The sequence below is a fragment of the Nibrella viscosa genome (assembly GCF_039541875.1).
GTDB lineage: Bacteria > Bacteroidota > Bacteroidia > Cytophagales > Spirosomataceae > Nibrella > Nibrella viscosa.
In genome coordinates this window covers 78,773-94,379 of the sequence record NZ_BAABHB010000014.1, presented here as the reverse complement: position 1 = coordinate 94,379, position 15,607 = coordinate 78,773, and the positions used below count along the sequence as shown (strand labels likewise).

Below are 15,607 nucleotides of genomic sequence, written 5' to 3'. Positions count from 1 at the left end.
AGCGGAGAGCTAAGCGGCAACTTTGCGGGGAGAACAGCCAATCGTATGAACACATCGCTTATTCAGAAGTACAACGTACCTGGCCCGCGCTACACCAGCTATCCCACCGTACCCTTCTGGGACAATACCACCTTCAGTGAAGCCGCCTGGATCACCAGCCTGCAACGGGCCTTCCGAAGCACCAACGGCACGCATGGCGTCAGCCTGTATATACACCTGCCCTACTGCGAGAGTCTGTGTACGTTTTGCGGCTGCAACAAGCGCATCACCCGCAATCATGCCGTAGAAGAACCGTATATCGACGCCCTGATTCGGGAGTGGATGCTGTATTGCGACCTGCTGCCGGAGCGACCGCGCCTTGCCTACCTGCACCTGGGCGGAGGTACCCCCAGCTTCTTTAAACCGCAGAGTCTGGACAAGCTGATGAAAGGTCTGTTCCTCTTTGCCGATCAGGCCGATACCATCGAATACGGCTGGGAAGGTCACCCTAACAACACCACCCGCGAGCACCTGCAAACGTTATACGATCATGGTTTCCGCCGGGTAAGTTTTGGGGTGCAGGATTATGATCCGGTGGTGCAGAAGGCCATTCACCGTTTCCAGCCGTTCCGGAATGTACAGAACGTAACCGAATGGGCGCGGAAAATTGGGTATACCTCTGTCAGCCACGATTTGGTGTTCGGTCTGCCCTTTCAGCGCCCGGAATCCATCCGGGACACGGTAGCCAAAACGCTGGCGCTTCGCCCCGACCGCATCGCCTTTTACTCCTACGCCCATGTGCCCTGGATCAAGGGCAACGGGCAGCGCGGGTTCCGCGACGAAGACCTCCCCTCGGGCGAAGGCAAGCGCACCCTCTACGAAGTTGGTCTGGCCCTGCTGGAAGCCGGCGGTTACCACGAAATTGGCATGGACCATTTTGCCATGCCCCACGACTCGATGTATAAAGCCATGCAGACCGGCGCTCTGCACCGGAACTTCATGGGCTACACCACCACCCGCACCCAGGTCCTGCTGGGGTTGGGTGCCTCCTCCATCGGTGATGTCTGGACGGCCTTTGCCCAGAACGAAAAAGATGTAGACACCTACATGGCCCGTGTTCAGGCCGGCGAACTGCCCCTCACCCGTGGTCATGTGCTCAACCCCGAAGATCAGTGGGTACGGCGGCAGATCCTGACCATCATGTGCTGCTACGGCACCCAATGGGAATTATCTGACTGGACACCGGCCGAGTGGGAGGAGTTAGCGTTAAAGCTGGAAGGTTTCCGGCAGGACGGCCTTATCGTGTACGACGAACAGGCATTGCGTGTCCTGCCCGCCGGTATGCCCTTCCTCCGCAACATCTGCATGGCCTTCGACAAGCGCCTGCACCGCTCCCAGACCCGCGAGCGGCTGTTCTCGCAGACGGTGTAATGTCTCGGCCAGCAGAGATGCTGACCTCTACTTTGTAAACCTGGCCACCCATCCCCCACCAGCCGCCATCGGAATGGCAACAGTCTCACCTTTACGGACGGTTTTGACCTCACGGACGTAATCACTGCCGACACGTTCGGCGTTGGGGCCATCGCGGAAGACTTCTATCTGGTAAGTACCATCGCCCAGAAAATCGAGTTTGAGGGAGAGGTCACGGGCGGTCCAGTCGGTCATGGAGCCGACATACCAGGCATCGCCCTTGCGCCGGGCAATGGTCACGTAATCGGCCACTTTGCTGTCCAGGGGTACGGTTTCGTCCCAGGTCACGGGTACAGCAGCCAGAAACTTCAGGACGTCAGGCTCGCGCTCATAGGCCGTTGGTGCATCGGCCAGCATCTGCAGGGGCGCGTGGTAGACCACAAACATGGCTAACTGATGCGCCCTTGTGCCCTGGCTCATCGGCTGCTCAAAAATCATCCGCCAGTTCTCTTTGTTCATGTTCGTCATGGCTCCCGGCGTATAATCCATCGAACCCGCCAGCATCCGGATAAACGGCAGTGTGACATCATGCTCCGGCGTAATGCCCTGCGGGTTGAACTTGTTCCACTCCAGCCCCTTCACACTTTCCCGGTTGATGTTATTGGGAAATGTACGCTGCAGCCCGGTAGGCTTGTAAGCTCCATGGTAGTTTACCAGCATCTTCCGTTTGGCCGCTTCGCGCAGCAGCCGCTCGTAGAAATTGACCACCACCTGATCGTCACGGTCCATAAAGTCTACTTTTACCCCAGCAATGCCCCATTTGGCAAACTGGTCGAGGGCCGGCTGCATCTGCCGGTCCAGCGTGTGCCAGACGCACCACAGAATCAGCCCAACGTTTTTCTGTCTGGCGTAGCGGACCACCTCGTCCATGTCCAGTTTATTGGCCGGCTTCAGCAGGTCAAACTGATCCGACCAACCTTCATCCAGGTTTACGTATTCAATGCCGTTGCGGGCGGCAAAGTCAATAAAGTATTTGTACGTCTCAGTGTTAAACCCGGCCTTGAACGGAACGCCCGTAAGGTTATTGGCGCTCCACCAGTCCCAGGCCACCTTGCCGGGCTTCACCCATGACACATCGCCCAGTTTGTTTTCCGATGCCAGCAGGTAAACGAGCTGGTTATTCAGCAGGTCTTTGTCGGTCTGCGCCACCGCCATCACCCGCCAGGGAAAAGCCCGCATACCAATCGTTTGGGCCAGATAAGGCTCCCGCTCCCGCACCAGCATATTGAACTTACTATGCCCGCCCTGCTCCACTACCTTCGGGTAGGCCGGCAGCAGCCCCATCAAGGTGCTGGTCTGCGTCGAATCCCGCTTCAGGTACAGGCCGGGGTAATCCAGCAGGTCAGACTCCAGAAAGGCCAATCGTACGCCATTAGGTACTTCCGCCAGAATCGGCAGACTGCTCTGCTGCGTTTGCTGCGACAGCGGTTTATACACATAATTTGACTCAAACGAACTCAAAAATTCGCTGGGGTGAAAATAGGCCGGCCAATCACCCGCCAGCCGGTACTGTACCTCCTCGTTCTGCACCCGGATGGAGTCCCGCAGGTTGGTCGCAAAGCGGTACGCCACCCCTTCGTTATACGCCCGGAAAATAATGGCGAAGTTTTCCCGGAAATCCAGCCGTAACTCATTGAATTGCTCCGGAATAGTCTGGCTGATGCCGTAGGGCGGGGTCACTGTCCGGTTGGCGCTGGCTAGCGTTTGCTTCCGAAACGTACTGTTGCGGCCAAGCGTACGGCCGTCGGCCAGGGTCATTGATAGTGTTGAAGGCTGGAGCAGATCAATGCCGTTATGGCTGACGCGGTAACGAACCTGATTACCCACCTCCACCGTTATATGCAGTTGCTGATTCGGGGATTGAAGCTGGAATGTCCGGTCGGCGGCCGGAACGGAAAAGGCAATGAGCCAGCATCCGAGAAAAGTTAGCACATTCATGCGATGGCGCATAAGAGCAGAAAAATGAAAAATAGTGTAGACAGGCAAATTAAATAGGCCTGCCTTTGTTCTTACTATAGCGTGTTCCGATCAAAAAGTCAGATAGATGCCGGTCTTACCCGCTGTCCGGTGAATACAAAGCAAATCTTGTATTGGTCAAAGGGACAATGGCTTTCATTAGACAAGGTATTGGATAAAAACAGGAAAAATAATGTATGTCCTTCGGTAATCATCTTATAACTTTGTCGGTTAAACAACGCGACGTGTCTTTTTATGGATAAGTACTCGTATATAGCTAATTCTGACGCGGCTTACATTGACCAATTGTACCAATCCTACAAACAGGATCCTGGTTCGGTGGATGAAAGCTGGCAGAAATTTTTTGAAGGCTTTGAGTTCTCTCAAACCTATAGTGAATCGACCAGCAGTAACGGAAACGGCGCACCGGCACCGACCAATGGAGTAGCGGCTGTTAAAGGGGTGCCGGCCGAGGTTGATAAAAACCACGTCGATAAAGAACTCCGGGTTCGTAATCTGATTCTGGGGTACCGGTCAAGAGGCCACCTGCTTTCCCAAACCAACCCCATCCGGAAACGGAAAGACCGCCAGCCGCTGCTCGACCTGAGCGATTTTGGCTTGTCGGACGCCGATCTGGATACTGTGTTTGAATGTGGTAATGAGTTGAAAATGGGGCCGTCTACACTGCGAGCCATCCTGAGTAAGCTCAACAAGGTATACACCGGCCGCATCGGCTTCGAGTATATGTACATCCGGGAGCCGGCCATTCTGGAGTGGTTCAAGGCTAAAATCGAGCGCGAACTGCCGGAGTATAAGCCGTCGCACGACGAAAAAACCAGGATTTTGTCGAAACTGAACGAAGCTGTTGTTTTCGAGAACTTCCTGCATACCAAGTATCTGGGTCAGAAGCGGTTCTCTCTGGAAGGTGGCGAAACGACCATTCCAGCGCTAGACGCCATGATTACCGCAGCCGCCGACCTGGGCGTGGAAGAAATCATGATCGGCATGGCGCACCGGGGCCGCCTGAATGTGCTGGCTAATATTTTGGGTAAAACCTACGATGCCATCTTCAACGAATTTGAAGGCAACCTGCCCGAAGAGGTCTACGGCGATGGTGATGTTAAATACCATATCGGTTACTCCAGCCAGGTTGAAACACCCAACGGCAAGCAGGTAAACCTGAAACTAGCTCCGAACCCCTCACACCTGGAGGCCGTGAACCCGGTAGTTGAAGGTTTTGTGCGGGCGCGTGCCGACGGCCTGTTCAACAGCGACTACGATAAGGTAATGCCCGTGCTGATTCACGGTGACGCGGCCGTGGCCGGTCAGGGAATCGTGTATGAGGTAACCCAGATGTCAAAACTGGCAGGTTATCATACCGGTGGTACCTTCCACTTTGTGATTAATAACCAGGTTGGCTTCACAACTGATTTTGAAGACGCCCGCTCGTCGATCTACTGCACCGACGTTGCCAAGATCATTGATGCACCGGTGCTGCACGTCAACGGCGACGATCCGGAGGCTGTGGTTTTCTGCATGAAGCTGGCGGTTGAATTCCGGGAGAAGTTCAACCGGGATATCTTTGTGGATATGGTTTGCTACCGCCGGCACGGCCACAACGAGTCGGATGAGCCGAAGTTTACGCAGCCAACCATGTATACGGCTATTGCCAAGCACCAGAACCCGCGTGAAATCTACAACCGGGCACTGATTGAGCGGGGTGATGTAGACGCTGAGCTGGCCAGTCAGATGGATACAGCCTTTAAATCCAGCCTTCAGGAACGGCTCGATATGGTGAAGCAGAAAGCACTACCGTACAAGTACCCGAAGATGGAGCAGGAGTGGCGCAGCCTTCGCCGGTCGAAGCCCGAGGATTTCGACCAGTCGCCGGAAACCGGTGTACCGCAGGAGCAGCTCGAAAAAATCGGGCAGGCGCTGGTAAAGATTCCGGAAGGCTTCAAACCTATTAAGCAGATTGATAAACTGCTGAAAGACCGGCAGCAAATGCTGTTTGAGACCCGTCAGGTAAACTGGGGTACCGCCGAACTGCTGGCCTACGGGTCTATTATCACCGAAGACAAGATCGTCCGGTTGAGCGGGCAGGATGTGCAGCGCGGAACGTTCTCGCACCGCCACGCCGTCCTGCACGACAGTGAGACCAACGAATCCTATAATAGCCTGAACCACATCCAGGAACACCAGCAGACGTTCAGGGTATACAACTCCCTGCTGTCGGAATACGGCGTACTGGGCTTTGAGTTCGGGTACGCCCTCGCCAACCCGAATGCGCTGGTGATCTGGGAGGCCCAGTTTGGTGATTTTGCCAATGGCGCTCAGGTCATGATCGACCAGTTTATATCCTGCTGCGAAACCAAGTGGAACCGCATGAACGGTGTCGTGCTGCTGCTGCCCCACGGCTACGAAGGTCAGGGACCGGAGCACTCCAACGCCCGTCCGGAGCGATTCCTGCAATTATCGGCCGAATACAACTGGGTGGTGGCCAACGTAACGACGCCGGCCAACCTGTTCCATCTGCTGCGCCGGCAACTGGCATGGCCGTTCCGCAAGCCGCTGGTCGTGATGTCGCCGAAGTCATTGCTGCGTCACCCGCAGGTAATCTCTCCGCTGGATGAACTGGTCAACGGCCGCTTCCGGGAAGTAATTGGGGATAGCTATGCTGAGGCTAAAAAGGTAAAACGGGTACTGCTTTGCACCGGTAAGATTTACTACGAACTGCTGGAAAGGCAACAGGCCGACAAGCGCGACGACGTAGCCGTTGTGCGTCTCGAGCAGTTGCACCCGCTACCCAAGAAGCAGTTAGCGGAGTTTTTGGGGCAATACAAGAAGGCCGACATTGTATGGGTACAGGAAGAACCGGAGAACATGGGCTACTGGACCTACATGCTGCGGGTGCTGCCGGATGTAAAGATGCGGGTTATCTCCCGCGAAGCCTCGGCCTCACCGGCAACTGGTTACTCCAAAGTCCATGCTAAAGAGCAGGCTGAACTTATCCAGAAAGCGTTTGAATAAATGAAACAGGTTTGAAGTTTGAGGTTTGACGTTTGACGTTGCTCCGCTTATTCAACCACTGGGCAACTCAAGTAAACGTCAAACGTCAAACCTCAACCCTCAAACTCCAAAAGAATGGCTGTCGAAATGAAAGTACCCCCGGTAGGGGAGTCAATCACCGAAGTAACGGTCGGAACCTGGTACAAGAAAGAAGGCGATACAGTGAAGATGGATGAGGTTCTCTGCGGCCTCGATTCGGATAAAGCAACGTTTGAGCTCACCGCCGAAGCCGACGGTGTCCTGCACATTCTGGCGCAGGAAGGCGATGTGCTGCCCATCGGAGCGGCTATCTGCTCCATCGACTCCAACGGAGCCGCCAACGGGGCGGCACCAGCTCCGGCCGCCCAGCGTACGTCGCCCCCTCCGGGTGCGACTACCCAACCTGCCGAAGCACAACCCCAGGCTGCCAAACCAACCATGCAGGCCGTAGCCGAACCCGCTACCGCACCAGCACCGGCTGCGTCGACTATCGAAATGAAAGTACCCTCGGTGGGCGAATCCATCACGGAGGTAACCGTTGCATCCTGGAATAAGAAAGACGGCGATCAGGTACAGCTCGACGAAGTGCTGTGCGAACTGGAATCCGACAAAGCAACATTTGAGCTACCCGCCGAAGCCGCCGGCACCCTGCGCATTGTGGCCCAGGCCGGCGAAACACTGCCCATCGGAGCCGTCATTGCCCGCATTGAAACCGGTGCTGTCGCTGCTCAGCCGGCAGCACCGCAACCATCGGCACCAGCCCAGCCTGCACAACCCACCGAAGCGCCCACCAACGGCCAGGGCAGTTATGCAGCCAGCCACCCGTCACCGGCAGCGGCCAAAATACTCTCCGAAAAAGGCGTTGACCCGCAGCAGGTACAAGGCACCGGCGTCGGGGGCCGCATTACTAAGGAGGATGCCGTTAGTGCACAAGCTGCTGCCAAACCGGCACCCGCACAACCCGCTCCATCTCCTCAGCCTGCCGCTAAGCCGGCCACTCCTGCTCCGGCCGCATCGGCACCCGCGCCATCCGGCGACCGCAGCCAGCGCCGGGAGAAGATGACATCCCTGCGCAAAACCATTGCGCGTCGTCTGGTGGCGGTGAAGAACGAAACGGCCATGCTCACTACTTTTAACGAGGTAGACATGAAGCCGATTATGGACCTGAGGGCCAAGTACAAAGACAAGTTTAAAGACAAACACGCCGTGGGGCTGGGCTTTATGTCCTTCTTCACCCGGGCCATTTGTATTGCGCTGAAGGAGTTCCCGGCCGTAAACGCCATGATCGACGGCGACTCCATTGTGTATAACGACTATTGTGATATTTCCATCGCTGTGTCTACGGAGCGCGGTCTGGTGGTGCCGGTCATCCGAAACGCCGAGCAGATGAGCTTCCCCCAGATCGAGAAAGAAATTATCCGTCTGGCTGGTCTGGCTCGTGATAATAAGCTGACTATTGATCAGATGCAGGGCGGTACCTTCACGATTACCAACGGTGGTATCTTCGGCTCCATGCTCTCAACGCCGATCATCAACGCCCCGCAATCGGCTATTCTCGGTATGCATAATATCGTGGAGCGGCCGGTAGTGGTAAACGGTGAAATTGTAGTCCGGCCGATTATGTATGTGGCCCTCTCATATGACCACCGGATTATTGACGGTAAAGAATCGGTCAGTTTCCTGGTACGCGTAAAACAACTGCTGGAAGACCCAACCCGGATTTTGCTGGACGTATAGTGTCTGGATGCTGTCGGCAATGGGTAAAGTAGCATATGGCAACCTGGTTCGCAATAATTGACGAATTGGGTTGCCATATTATTTTGGTAAAAAGCCACAATTACAGGTACTTAGCAGAAAGTTAAAGAATTTATAACCAATGATTCTGATGAACTTCTCTACGCTAAATCGCCTATCTGTTCTGCTATTGGTTGCTACTGTAGCTCTGTTTGTTGGCCTAATGGGTAGTTATATACTCAATGTGCCGCGAGATGATGATTTTCCCTGCTTTTACCTGTTCGCCCAGCAGTTTAAAGCAAACGCCAGTCTGGATTTAATTTTTGAATCGTATTCCGACCACCGCATTGCGCTTGTGCGCATTTTGGTTCTGTTGTCCGAATACTTGTTTGGCAGCATTCAACTTCAGTGGCTGGGTTACCTTGGTTTGTTAATGATACCCGCCACGCTCTGGATTTTTGTTTCGTTTTTCCGGAGAGAAAACCTGGCCCCCGTTTATCTCCTCCCTATTTTTTTCTGGATTCTCCAGCCGCAGTATCACGAAACGGTTACGTGGGCGCAAAGCCTTTTTTGCCAGGTTCCTAGTGTATTGTTAACCGGTTGGGCCGTGTATGCGGCCCTTTATCAACCAACCATTACCCGCAAGGCAGGTACTTCGGGCTTGCTATGCACCATAGCAACGCTATCGTACGGCAGTGGTCTGTTTGCCTGGCTGCCGGTAGGCCTAATCTGGCTGCTGGAACGTCGGTGGAAGCTCGCCATAACCTGGTTTCTGCTGACCGGCCTTTTGTTTGTCATTTACTTCCAGGGGCATAAGCGGGCCGAATACCTGCACCCGCTTTCCTTAGCTTTTCTGGCCGATAATTATCCGTACGTGATCAAAGGCTTTTTTGCGTTTGTTGGGGCCTTCGTCAGCGGTAGCCTGAACGTCACAAAATGGAGCGTTCTGGTAGGTATTAGCATCACCAGTGTATTTTTAATAAGTGCCTGGCGGTTGTTTACCAAATGGCCGGTCAGGCAGTCAGAAAAGCCTCTGCTGGGGTTGCTGACGCTGTTGGGATATATCCTCATGATTGGTTTTGTTACCGCTGTTGGGCGTGTGTATGGAAAGGACGGTATCTGGACCGTTATGGTTGGGCGTTACCGGTTCTTTACCGTCTGCGCTATTTCCCTTGCGTACGCGATCCAGGTGCTGTTAAGCTCACGCTACAGGCGGGCTGTTCTCGGGATTGGCCTGGTTTGGGGGCTCGCCTTCAATGTGTGGAGTTACATTAGTTATCTGCCGGAGTTAAACGCCAACTATAAAAACTCCGCCACGAGCATTGCCAACTGGCAGTATAATCATTCAGGGCTACTGTACTGGAATCAGGCGGAAGGCGATTCTATCCTGACTCAGTCGATCAGGCATTCGGAATATGACTTTCCCAAAAACCTGTATCATGTCAAACTAATCAACTCGCTACAGCACAGTATCTTTCCGGCAAACACCGGTGATACAAACAGTATGCATATCGATCAGCAAACAATTGTTCGCCAATTCGGGACAACTATGTTTCCCGAAGATGTTTTTACCTTTCGCAATCAAACCTTTGCAGCCTCTCAGCAATATGAGAATGGGTTTTACTTGGTTTTAAAGCAAAATAAAAACACATTTTTAATACCAACTACGCCCCTGACTGACTTTGGACAGAACCTATTTGCGGCAAAATCGGGTTTTTCAGCTACTGTGCGATCTCCTTTGTATAAACCGGGGGTGTATAGGGTATATATGTTGCAGATTAGTTCCGGGCAAAGGAAGTTGATCCCGACCGGCCGATCTATCACCATTCGAAGCTTCTCGTAGCAAAGCGCACTAATCAAGTACCAACATTATGCATACTCAACCGAAAAGCTCTTTTCAAATAGGCGCTTACCAGACAGGTCTCTGTTATATATTTGCACGGCAAAATAAATTTCTATGAATTACGATGTAATTGTGATCGGCTCCGGCCCGGGCGGCTATGTGGCGGCAATCCGTTGCGCCCAGTTAGGCATGAAAACAGCCATTGTCGAGAAATATAAAACCCTGGGTGGTACCTGCCTCAATGTGGGCTGTATTCCGTCTAAAGCCCTGCTCGACTCGTCGGAGCATTTTTTTAACGCGGCTCATACCTTTGCCGAACACGGTATCCAACTGGCAGATCTGAAAGTAGACCTCCCGCAGATGATTAAGCGGAAGCAGGGCGTTGTTGACGCCAACGTGCAGGGTGTGCAGTTCCTGATGAAAAAGAACAAAATCGACGTTCATCAGGGATTGGGGTCGTTTATCGATGCCCACACATTAACGGTAAAAAAAGACGACGGCAGCGATGAGCAGATTACGGCAAAGAATTTTATTATCGCTACCGGCTCAAAACCCATGTCGTTTCCGTCGATGCAGATCGACAAAAAGCGCATTATCAGCTCCACCGAAGCCCTGACGCTGACCGAAGTACCCAGGCACCTCATCATTATCGGGGCCGGCGTTATCGGGGCTGAGTTAGGTTCTGTATACGCTCGCATCGGCGCTAAAGTCTCTTTTGTCGAGTATGCCGATTCCATGATCCCGACAATGGATAAGACAATGGGTAAAGAACTACAGCGGGCGGTAAAAAAGCTTGGTGCAGACTTTTATTTCAACCATAAGGTGACCAGCGTTGTCAACAAAGGCGACGAGGTCGAGGTAATTGCCGATACGCCTAAAGGCGAGCAGATTACCCTCACCGGCGATTACTGCCTGGTATCTGTCGGTCGCCGGCCTTACACTGACGGGCTGAACCTGGAAGCCGCCGGTCTGAGTACCAGCCAGAAAGGCCAAATTGAGGTAGACGACCACCTGCAGACCAAGGTTCCTCATATCTACGCCATCGGTGACGTGATCCGGGGAGCCATGCTGGCCCACAAAGCCGAAGAAGAAGGTGTGTTTGTGGCCGAAACCATTGCCGGTCAGAAGCCGCATATTAACTATCGGCTCATTCCGGGTGTGGTTTACACCTGGCCCGAAGTGGCTAGTGTGGGCTATACCGAAGAAGAAGTCAAGAAAGAAGGCATTCCGTACAAAGTCGGCTCATTTCCGTTCAAGGCCTTAGGCCGCGCCCGCGCCAGTATGGACCTGGACGGGCTGGTGAAAGTGCTGGCGCACAAGGAAACCGATGAGATCCTGGGTGTTCACATCATCGGAGCCCGGGCCGCTGATATGATTGCCGAGGCTGTGGTAGCGATGGAATACCGGGCGTCTGCCGAAGATGTAGCCCGGATGTCGCACGCCCACCCGACCTACACCGAAGCTATGAAAGAAGCGTGTCTGGCCGCTACCGAAAATCGCGCCATCCACGTGTAAAACGTATAATTCAACGCGCCGTCTATCCACAAAAAAGCCCGTCAGCATTAGCTGGCGGGCTTTTCAATAATTCAGGAAATTTACTTGGTTTTTTCGGCCATCGCCTTGTCACCCTTGTTGGCCACCAGCTTGATGTCCAGCGTAAAGGTATCGTCGATAATCTTATCTGCTGCCGTACCGATAATAGCTGCCCGATATTTGATGTCGTAATCAATCCGGTTGATCTCCGCCTTACCTGAAGCGTCTACCGCATTGGCCGATACAATGACCGTGGCCGGGAAGGTGATCGATTTGGTGGTGCCTTTAATACTCAGGTCACCTGTCACATTGTAGTTCGGCTCCCCAGCTTTGGCGCTCGCAATAGGCGTTGCTTTAGTAATCTTGAAGGTAGAGGTTGGGTTTTTCTCTACCGAGAAGAAATCCTCTGATTTCAGGTGATCGGTCAGTCGCTTGTTCATACCGGCATTCGTAATATCAGTATCTACTATCGTAGTCATGTCCATAACGAAATTACCACCGGTCAGTTTGTTACCATCAACCGTGAGTTGGCCTTTGGCCAGTTTCACGTTTCCGGTATGCTCCCCACCTACCTTCTTGGCGTTCCACGTCAGCACACTCTGCTCCGTGTCTACGGTATACGTCACCGCTTTGGCAGCAGGCTTACCGGCTTTCTTCTCAGAACCATTGTCCAGGTTATAATGTGCCATCAGGGGCGTACTGGTAAGCAGTACGGCGGCCATCAGGCCGGCAACAAGTTGGTTGGTTTTCATACTAAAACTAAGATCGTTTGGGTTACTGGTTATTAAAGACAAATGTACGCAAATTTACTGGCGTGGGCCACGGCCACCACCCGGTGCACCGCCACCGCCTTGCTGCTGTGGCTGCTGTGCGCCCCCGTTGTCGTTGTCACCGCCCTGCTTCACGTCGTCATTGTTGACCGACTTCCGCCGACGGCCAAAGCCCTGCCCATCGAAGCTCATCTTACCCAGCCGATAACTAAACGTTGCCCGCACCCCGGCATTGTACATGCTCATGACCGACGACTGGCTCAGGACCGGTGTGTTGAACTCAGACCGAATTCTGAACGGATGGTTGAAGAAGTTCTCTGCCGCTACCCCTATGCTGCCCCGCTTGTTTTTAAAATCTTTCTTTACCCCCAGGTTATAGAAGGCAAACGAGCCCTGATACCCCTGAAGCTGCACCTGCCGGCCACGCCCTCCGCCAAAGCCCTGAATACCCCAGCCGTTTTTCAGCGTAACGCTGGTAAACAACCGGCCACCTACTACCCAACCGGAGTTGGAAGCCCCATAGATAGAGTTACCGTTGTTGGTCAGGAACGTATGGTATAGATCGATACCACCACCAATCTGCCAGCGGGAGAACAGCGTAGCGTTGGCAAACAGGTTTGCACCATACGCATTTTCCTTACCAATGTTCTGGAACGTAGTCCGGATTACATTCTGGAAGGTAGGGTTGAGCGGGTCGCCAATGCTCTGCCGGAGGGTATCCCGAATACTCGTAATTGAGTTGTTAGTCTGGCGGGCAAACAGCGTAGCGTTGATGTAGAACGCCTTGATGGCTCCGCTCATTCCCAGTTCAAAGTTATCCGTTAATTCCGGTGCCAGGTAAGGGTTCCCCTGGCTGATGTTGTTCGGGTTAGCTGCGTTAACGTTCGGGTTCAGAAACTGGATACCCGGCCGCTGCAACCGGCGATTATAGCCTACCTTGATGCTTTTACCCCCTTTCAGGCCCTTTGAAATGTTGATGCTCGGCACCAGGTTACCGTAGTCGGGAATTTTGTCGAGCTGTCCGCCTTCGGCATTGCTGAACCGGGCATCAATCATGGTGTACTCGTAACGGGCACCGGCCTTGATGGTATACTTGCTTTTGGTCGAGTAGGTGTAGGAGAGGTACGAGGCCATTACGTTCTGTCCATAATCCAGGGTGTTGGCCGGGCGGGTGTTATCCAGCTGGTAAGCGGCATTCGGTCCATCGGCAAAGAAGTACCGGAAGTCGCTGTTCACCTGCCGGAAGATGCCTTTACCACCAAACTCCAGCATCTGATTCTTTTTAATAGGCGTCTGGTAGTCGATTTGCAAGGTCGATTCCTGATTGTAGCTCAGGTTCTCGTTGCGTTGCCGGGCCGTAATAGTGTGCAGGTCGGTGCTGCTAAGCAGGTCTGCCACAAAGTTATTGGTGCGGTTGTTGCGGCTGTACAAACCCAGCACACTCAGTTCCTGCTGCGGCTTGTAGGTACGGGTGTAGGCAATGTTGGCGTCAACCGTTCCCGACAGGTCTTTGGTGTCTACGTCGCGGGCATTGATGGTCGGCACGGCCACATTGGGCAGGAAAGTCCGCGTGAGCAGGTTATCCTGGCTGTTAACCATGTTCCGGATACCGTAACGCAGGCTGGCGGTCAGCGAAGTATTCTGGTTGATATCGTAGTCCCAGCCAAACTGATAGTTCCCAAACATACCCTGGTTGCGGGTATCTGACGACTGTATGGTAGTAATCCGGCCATTTGCCGAAGCGGTCTGCTGAGTGTTCTCAAAAGCGCCCCGTACATTATACATAGCCCGGCCGAAACCGCCGAGGTTGAAACCCATTTTGCCGTTGCGGTAGCTGCCGTTTAGGGCCAGGTTGGAGCTCCGGTTACCGGTACCCAAATCGAGGTTCAGGGTAGCCCCCTGCAGGGTGTTTTTCTTGGTAACGATATTAATGATTCCCGCTGACCCTTCGGCGTCGTACTTGGCCGATGGAGAGGTGATTACCTCTACGGTCTTAATCATATCTGCCGGGATCTGCTTCAGGGCGTCGGCCACGCTGCTGGCAACAATCGTTGAAGGCTTGTTGTTGATGAGAACCCGCACGTTCTGGCTGCCACGCAGGGAGAGGTTACCGTCCAGGTCGACCGACAGCATTGGTACTTTACGCATCACGTCGGTGGCATCGCCCCCCTTGTTGGTAATATCTTTTTCGGCGTTATATACCAGCCGGTCTACTTTTTCTTCGATCATAGCCGCCTGACCCGTTACGGTTACTTCCTGAAGCGTACGGACATCGGCTTCCAGTTTCACAAGGCCCAGGTTAATATCCGTGCCTTTTTCTATTTTAACCGCGTCGACATCCTTGTTTTTGTACCCCATGAAGGAGATTTGCAGCTTATAGCTGCCTGGGGCAATTTTGGTGATGGAGAACCGGCCTTTTTCGTCGCTCGTGGTACCGTCAATGGGCTTTCCGGTTTGTACATTAATCAGGGCAACGGTAGCATACTCGACGGGTTTGTTGGTCGATTCATCCATGAGCAAGCCGCTGATTTTACCGTTGCCACGGGGCGTATTATCGGTAGCGGTGCCGGGTATGTTGGTATTCTGCCGGTCCTGCCGGTTGCCACCCGGGTTGCCAAAGCCACCAGGGCCGCCGGGTCCACCCATCGGAAACTGGCTGTACGCGGGTGCTACCAGACTGGTCAGTAAGAGTGCGGATAAGAAGATTTTATTCATGTTGTTTGTGCTATTTCAGACTATGCTCCAAAACAACAACCTTTCGCGCGTTCTAAAAAACAGAATAGACCAGCTACCGGCGAACGTCGACTATCAGGCGTTTTTCACCGATTAATCCAAAACAGGCTTATACGCCCGCTGCGGGATTGTGAGTCTGTAGGTAAAATCAGGGGAATTGTCGGCAGAATTGCCCAAACTGTCGATTACACAGAAAGAAGTTGCCAAACGGCCGTATGATTGCACCTGTTTTCTGATCCCTGCGATACCAAACAGACTAACAGACTGTCTGCCGTAAAAATTTTCTGCATACTGCAACAGCGCTGCACCCTATAGCGTACGGATTTGAAGATTAGAGTAAAGGAAAAAGATGGATTGCGGACAGCCTGGCTTCATTGAAGCCAGGCTGTTTTTTGTTGTCTTCCGCTTCGAAGGCAACCCCCATCAGAGCCGGACGCTGAATTATTAGCTAATTCCTAATCTGTAGGCCAAAATTGGTATTCGGTCGGGATAATCCGGCTACCGGTCGATTGAGCCGGTTTTTGAAAAATAGCCTGCGTAA

At 53.3% G+C, this 15,607-nt stretch carries 8 protein-coding genes; 5 read left to right on the top strand and 3 right to left on the bottom strand.

The genetic code is table 11. The annotated features are described in order from the left end of the window. Positions 1-45 precede the first annotated feature (45 nt). Positions 46-1,410: an oxygen-independent coproporphyrinogen III oxidase gene (hemN, locus tag ABD931_RS24340; protein ID WP_345270628.1), complete on the top strand. Its 1,365-nt coding sequence runs from the start codon at positions 46-48 to the stop codon at positions 1,408-1,410. Positions 1,411-1,437: 27 nt separating this feature from the next. Here hemN and ABD931_RS24335 read toward each other — a convergent pair whose 3' ends face one another. Next, complete coding sequence (locus ABD931_RS24335; protein ID WP_345270627.1) at positions 1,438-3,399, bottom strand: glycoside hydrolase family 97 protein; 1,962 nt, start codon at positions 3,397-3,399, stop codon at positions 1,438-1,440. A 261-nt stretch (positions 3,400-3,660) separates the two neighbouring features. Between ABD931_RS24335 and ABD931_RS24330 the strand changes: the two genes are divergently transcribed. The 4 genes from ABD931_RS24330 to lpdA all read left to right on the top strand — a co-directional run bounded on the left by ABD931_RS24330 (position 3,661) and on the right by lpdA (position 11,545). Further along, entirely contained in the window at positions 3,661-6,435 is a 2,775-nt protein-coding gene (locus tag ABD931_RS24330) for a 2-oxoglutarate dehydrogenase E1 component (RefSeq protein WP_345270626.1), read from the top strand. A 114-nt stretch (positions 6,436-6,549) separates the two neighbouring features. After that, a complete protein-coding gene (gene odhB / locus ABD931_RS24325; RefSeq protein ID WP_345270625.1) occupies positions 6,550-8,190 on the top strand; it encodes a 2-oxoglutarate dehydrogenase complex dihydrolipoyllysine-residue succinyltransferase in 1,641 nt (546 codons plus the stop codon). 220 nt (positions 8,191-8,410) lie between these two features. Then, complete coding sequence (locus ABD931_RS24320; protein WP_345270624.1) at positions 8,411-10,030, top strand: hypothetical protein; 1,620 nt, start codon at positions 8,411-8,413, stop codon at positions 10,028-10,030. 114 nt (positions 10,031-10,144) lie between these two features. Then, complete coding sequence (gene lpdA / locus ABD931_RS24315) at positions 10,145-11,545, top strand: dihydrolipoyl dehydrogenase (protein WP_345270623.1); 1,401 nt, start codon at positions 10,145-10,147, stop codon at positions 11,543-11,545. An 80-nt stretch (positions 11,546-11,625) separates the two neighbouring features. Here the strand turns inward: lpdA and ABD931_RS24310 are convergent, their stop codons facing one another. Then, complete coding sequence (locus ABD931_RS24310; protein ID WP_345270622.1) at positions 11,626-12,315, bottom strand: YceI family protein; 690 nt, start codon at positions 12,313-12,315, stop codon at positions 11,626-11,628. Positions 12,316-12,369: 54 nt separating this feature from the next. After that, the gene (locus ABD931_RS24305; protein WP_345270621.1) at positions 12,370-15,048 is read right to left on the bottom strand and encodes a TonB-dependent receptor; all 2,679 of its coding nucleotides are present in this window, start codon (positions 15,046-15,048) and stop codon (positions 12,370-12,372) included. Positions 15,049-15,607: the final 559 nt, after the last annotated feature.

Bases quoted from the DNA above. Each gene is read 5' to 3' on its own strand.
- hemN (WP_345270628.1), top strand. From the start codon at position 46: ATGAACACATCGCTTATTCAGAAGTACAACGTACCTGGCCCGCGCTAC.
- ABD931_RS24335 (WP_345270627.1), bottom strand. From the start codon at position 3,399: ATGCGCCATCGCATGAATGTGCTAACTTTTCTCGGATGCTGGCTCATT.
- ABD931_RS24330 (WP_345270626.1), top strand. From the start codon at position 3,661: ATGGATAAGTACTCGTATATAGCTAATTCTGACGCGGCTTACATTGAC.
- odhB (WP_345270625.1), top strand. From the start codon at position 6,550: ATGGCTGTCGAAATGAAAGTACCCCCGGTAGGGGAGTCAATCACCGAA.
- ABD931_RS24320 (WP_345270624.1), top strand. From the start codon at position 8,411: ATGGGTAGTTATATACTCAATGTGCCGCGAGATGATGATTTTCCCTGC.
- lpdA (WP_345270623.1), top strand. From the start codon at position 10,145: ATGAATTACGATGTAATTGTGATCGGCTCCGGCCCGGGCGGCTATGTG.
- ABD931_RS24310 (WP_345270622.1), bottom strand. From the start codon at position 12,315: ATGAAAACCAACCAACTTGTTGCCGGCCTGATGGCCGCCGTACTGCTT.
- ABD931_RS24305 (WP_345270621.1), bottom strand. From the start codon at position 15,048: ATGAATAAAATCTTCTTATCCGCACTCTTACTGACCAGTCTGGTAGCA.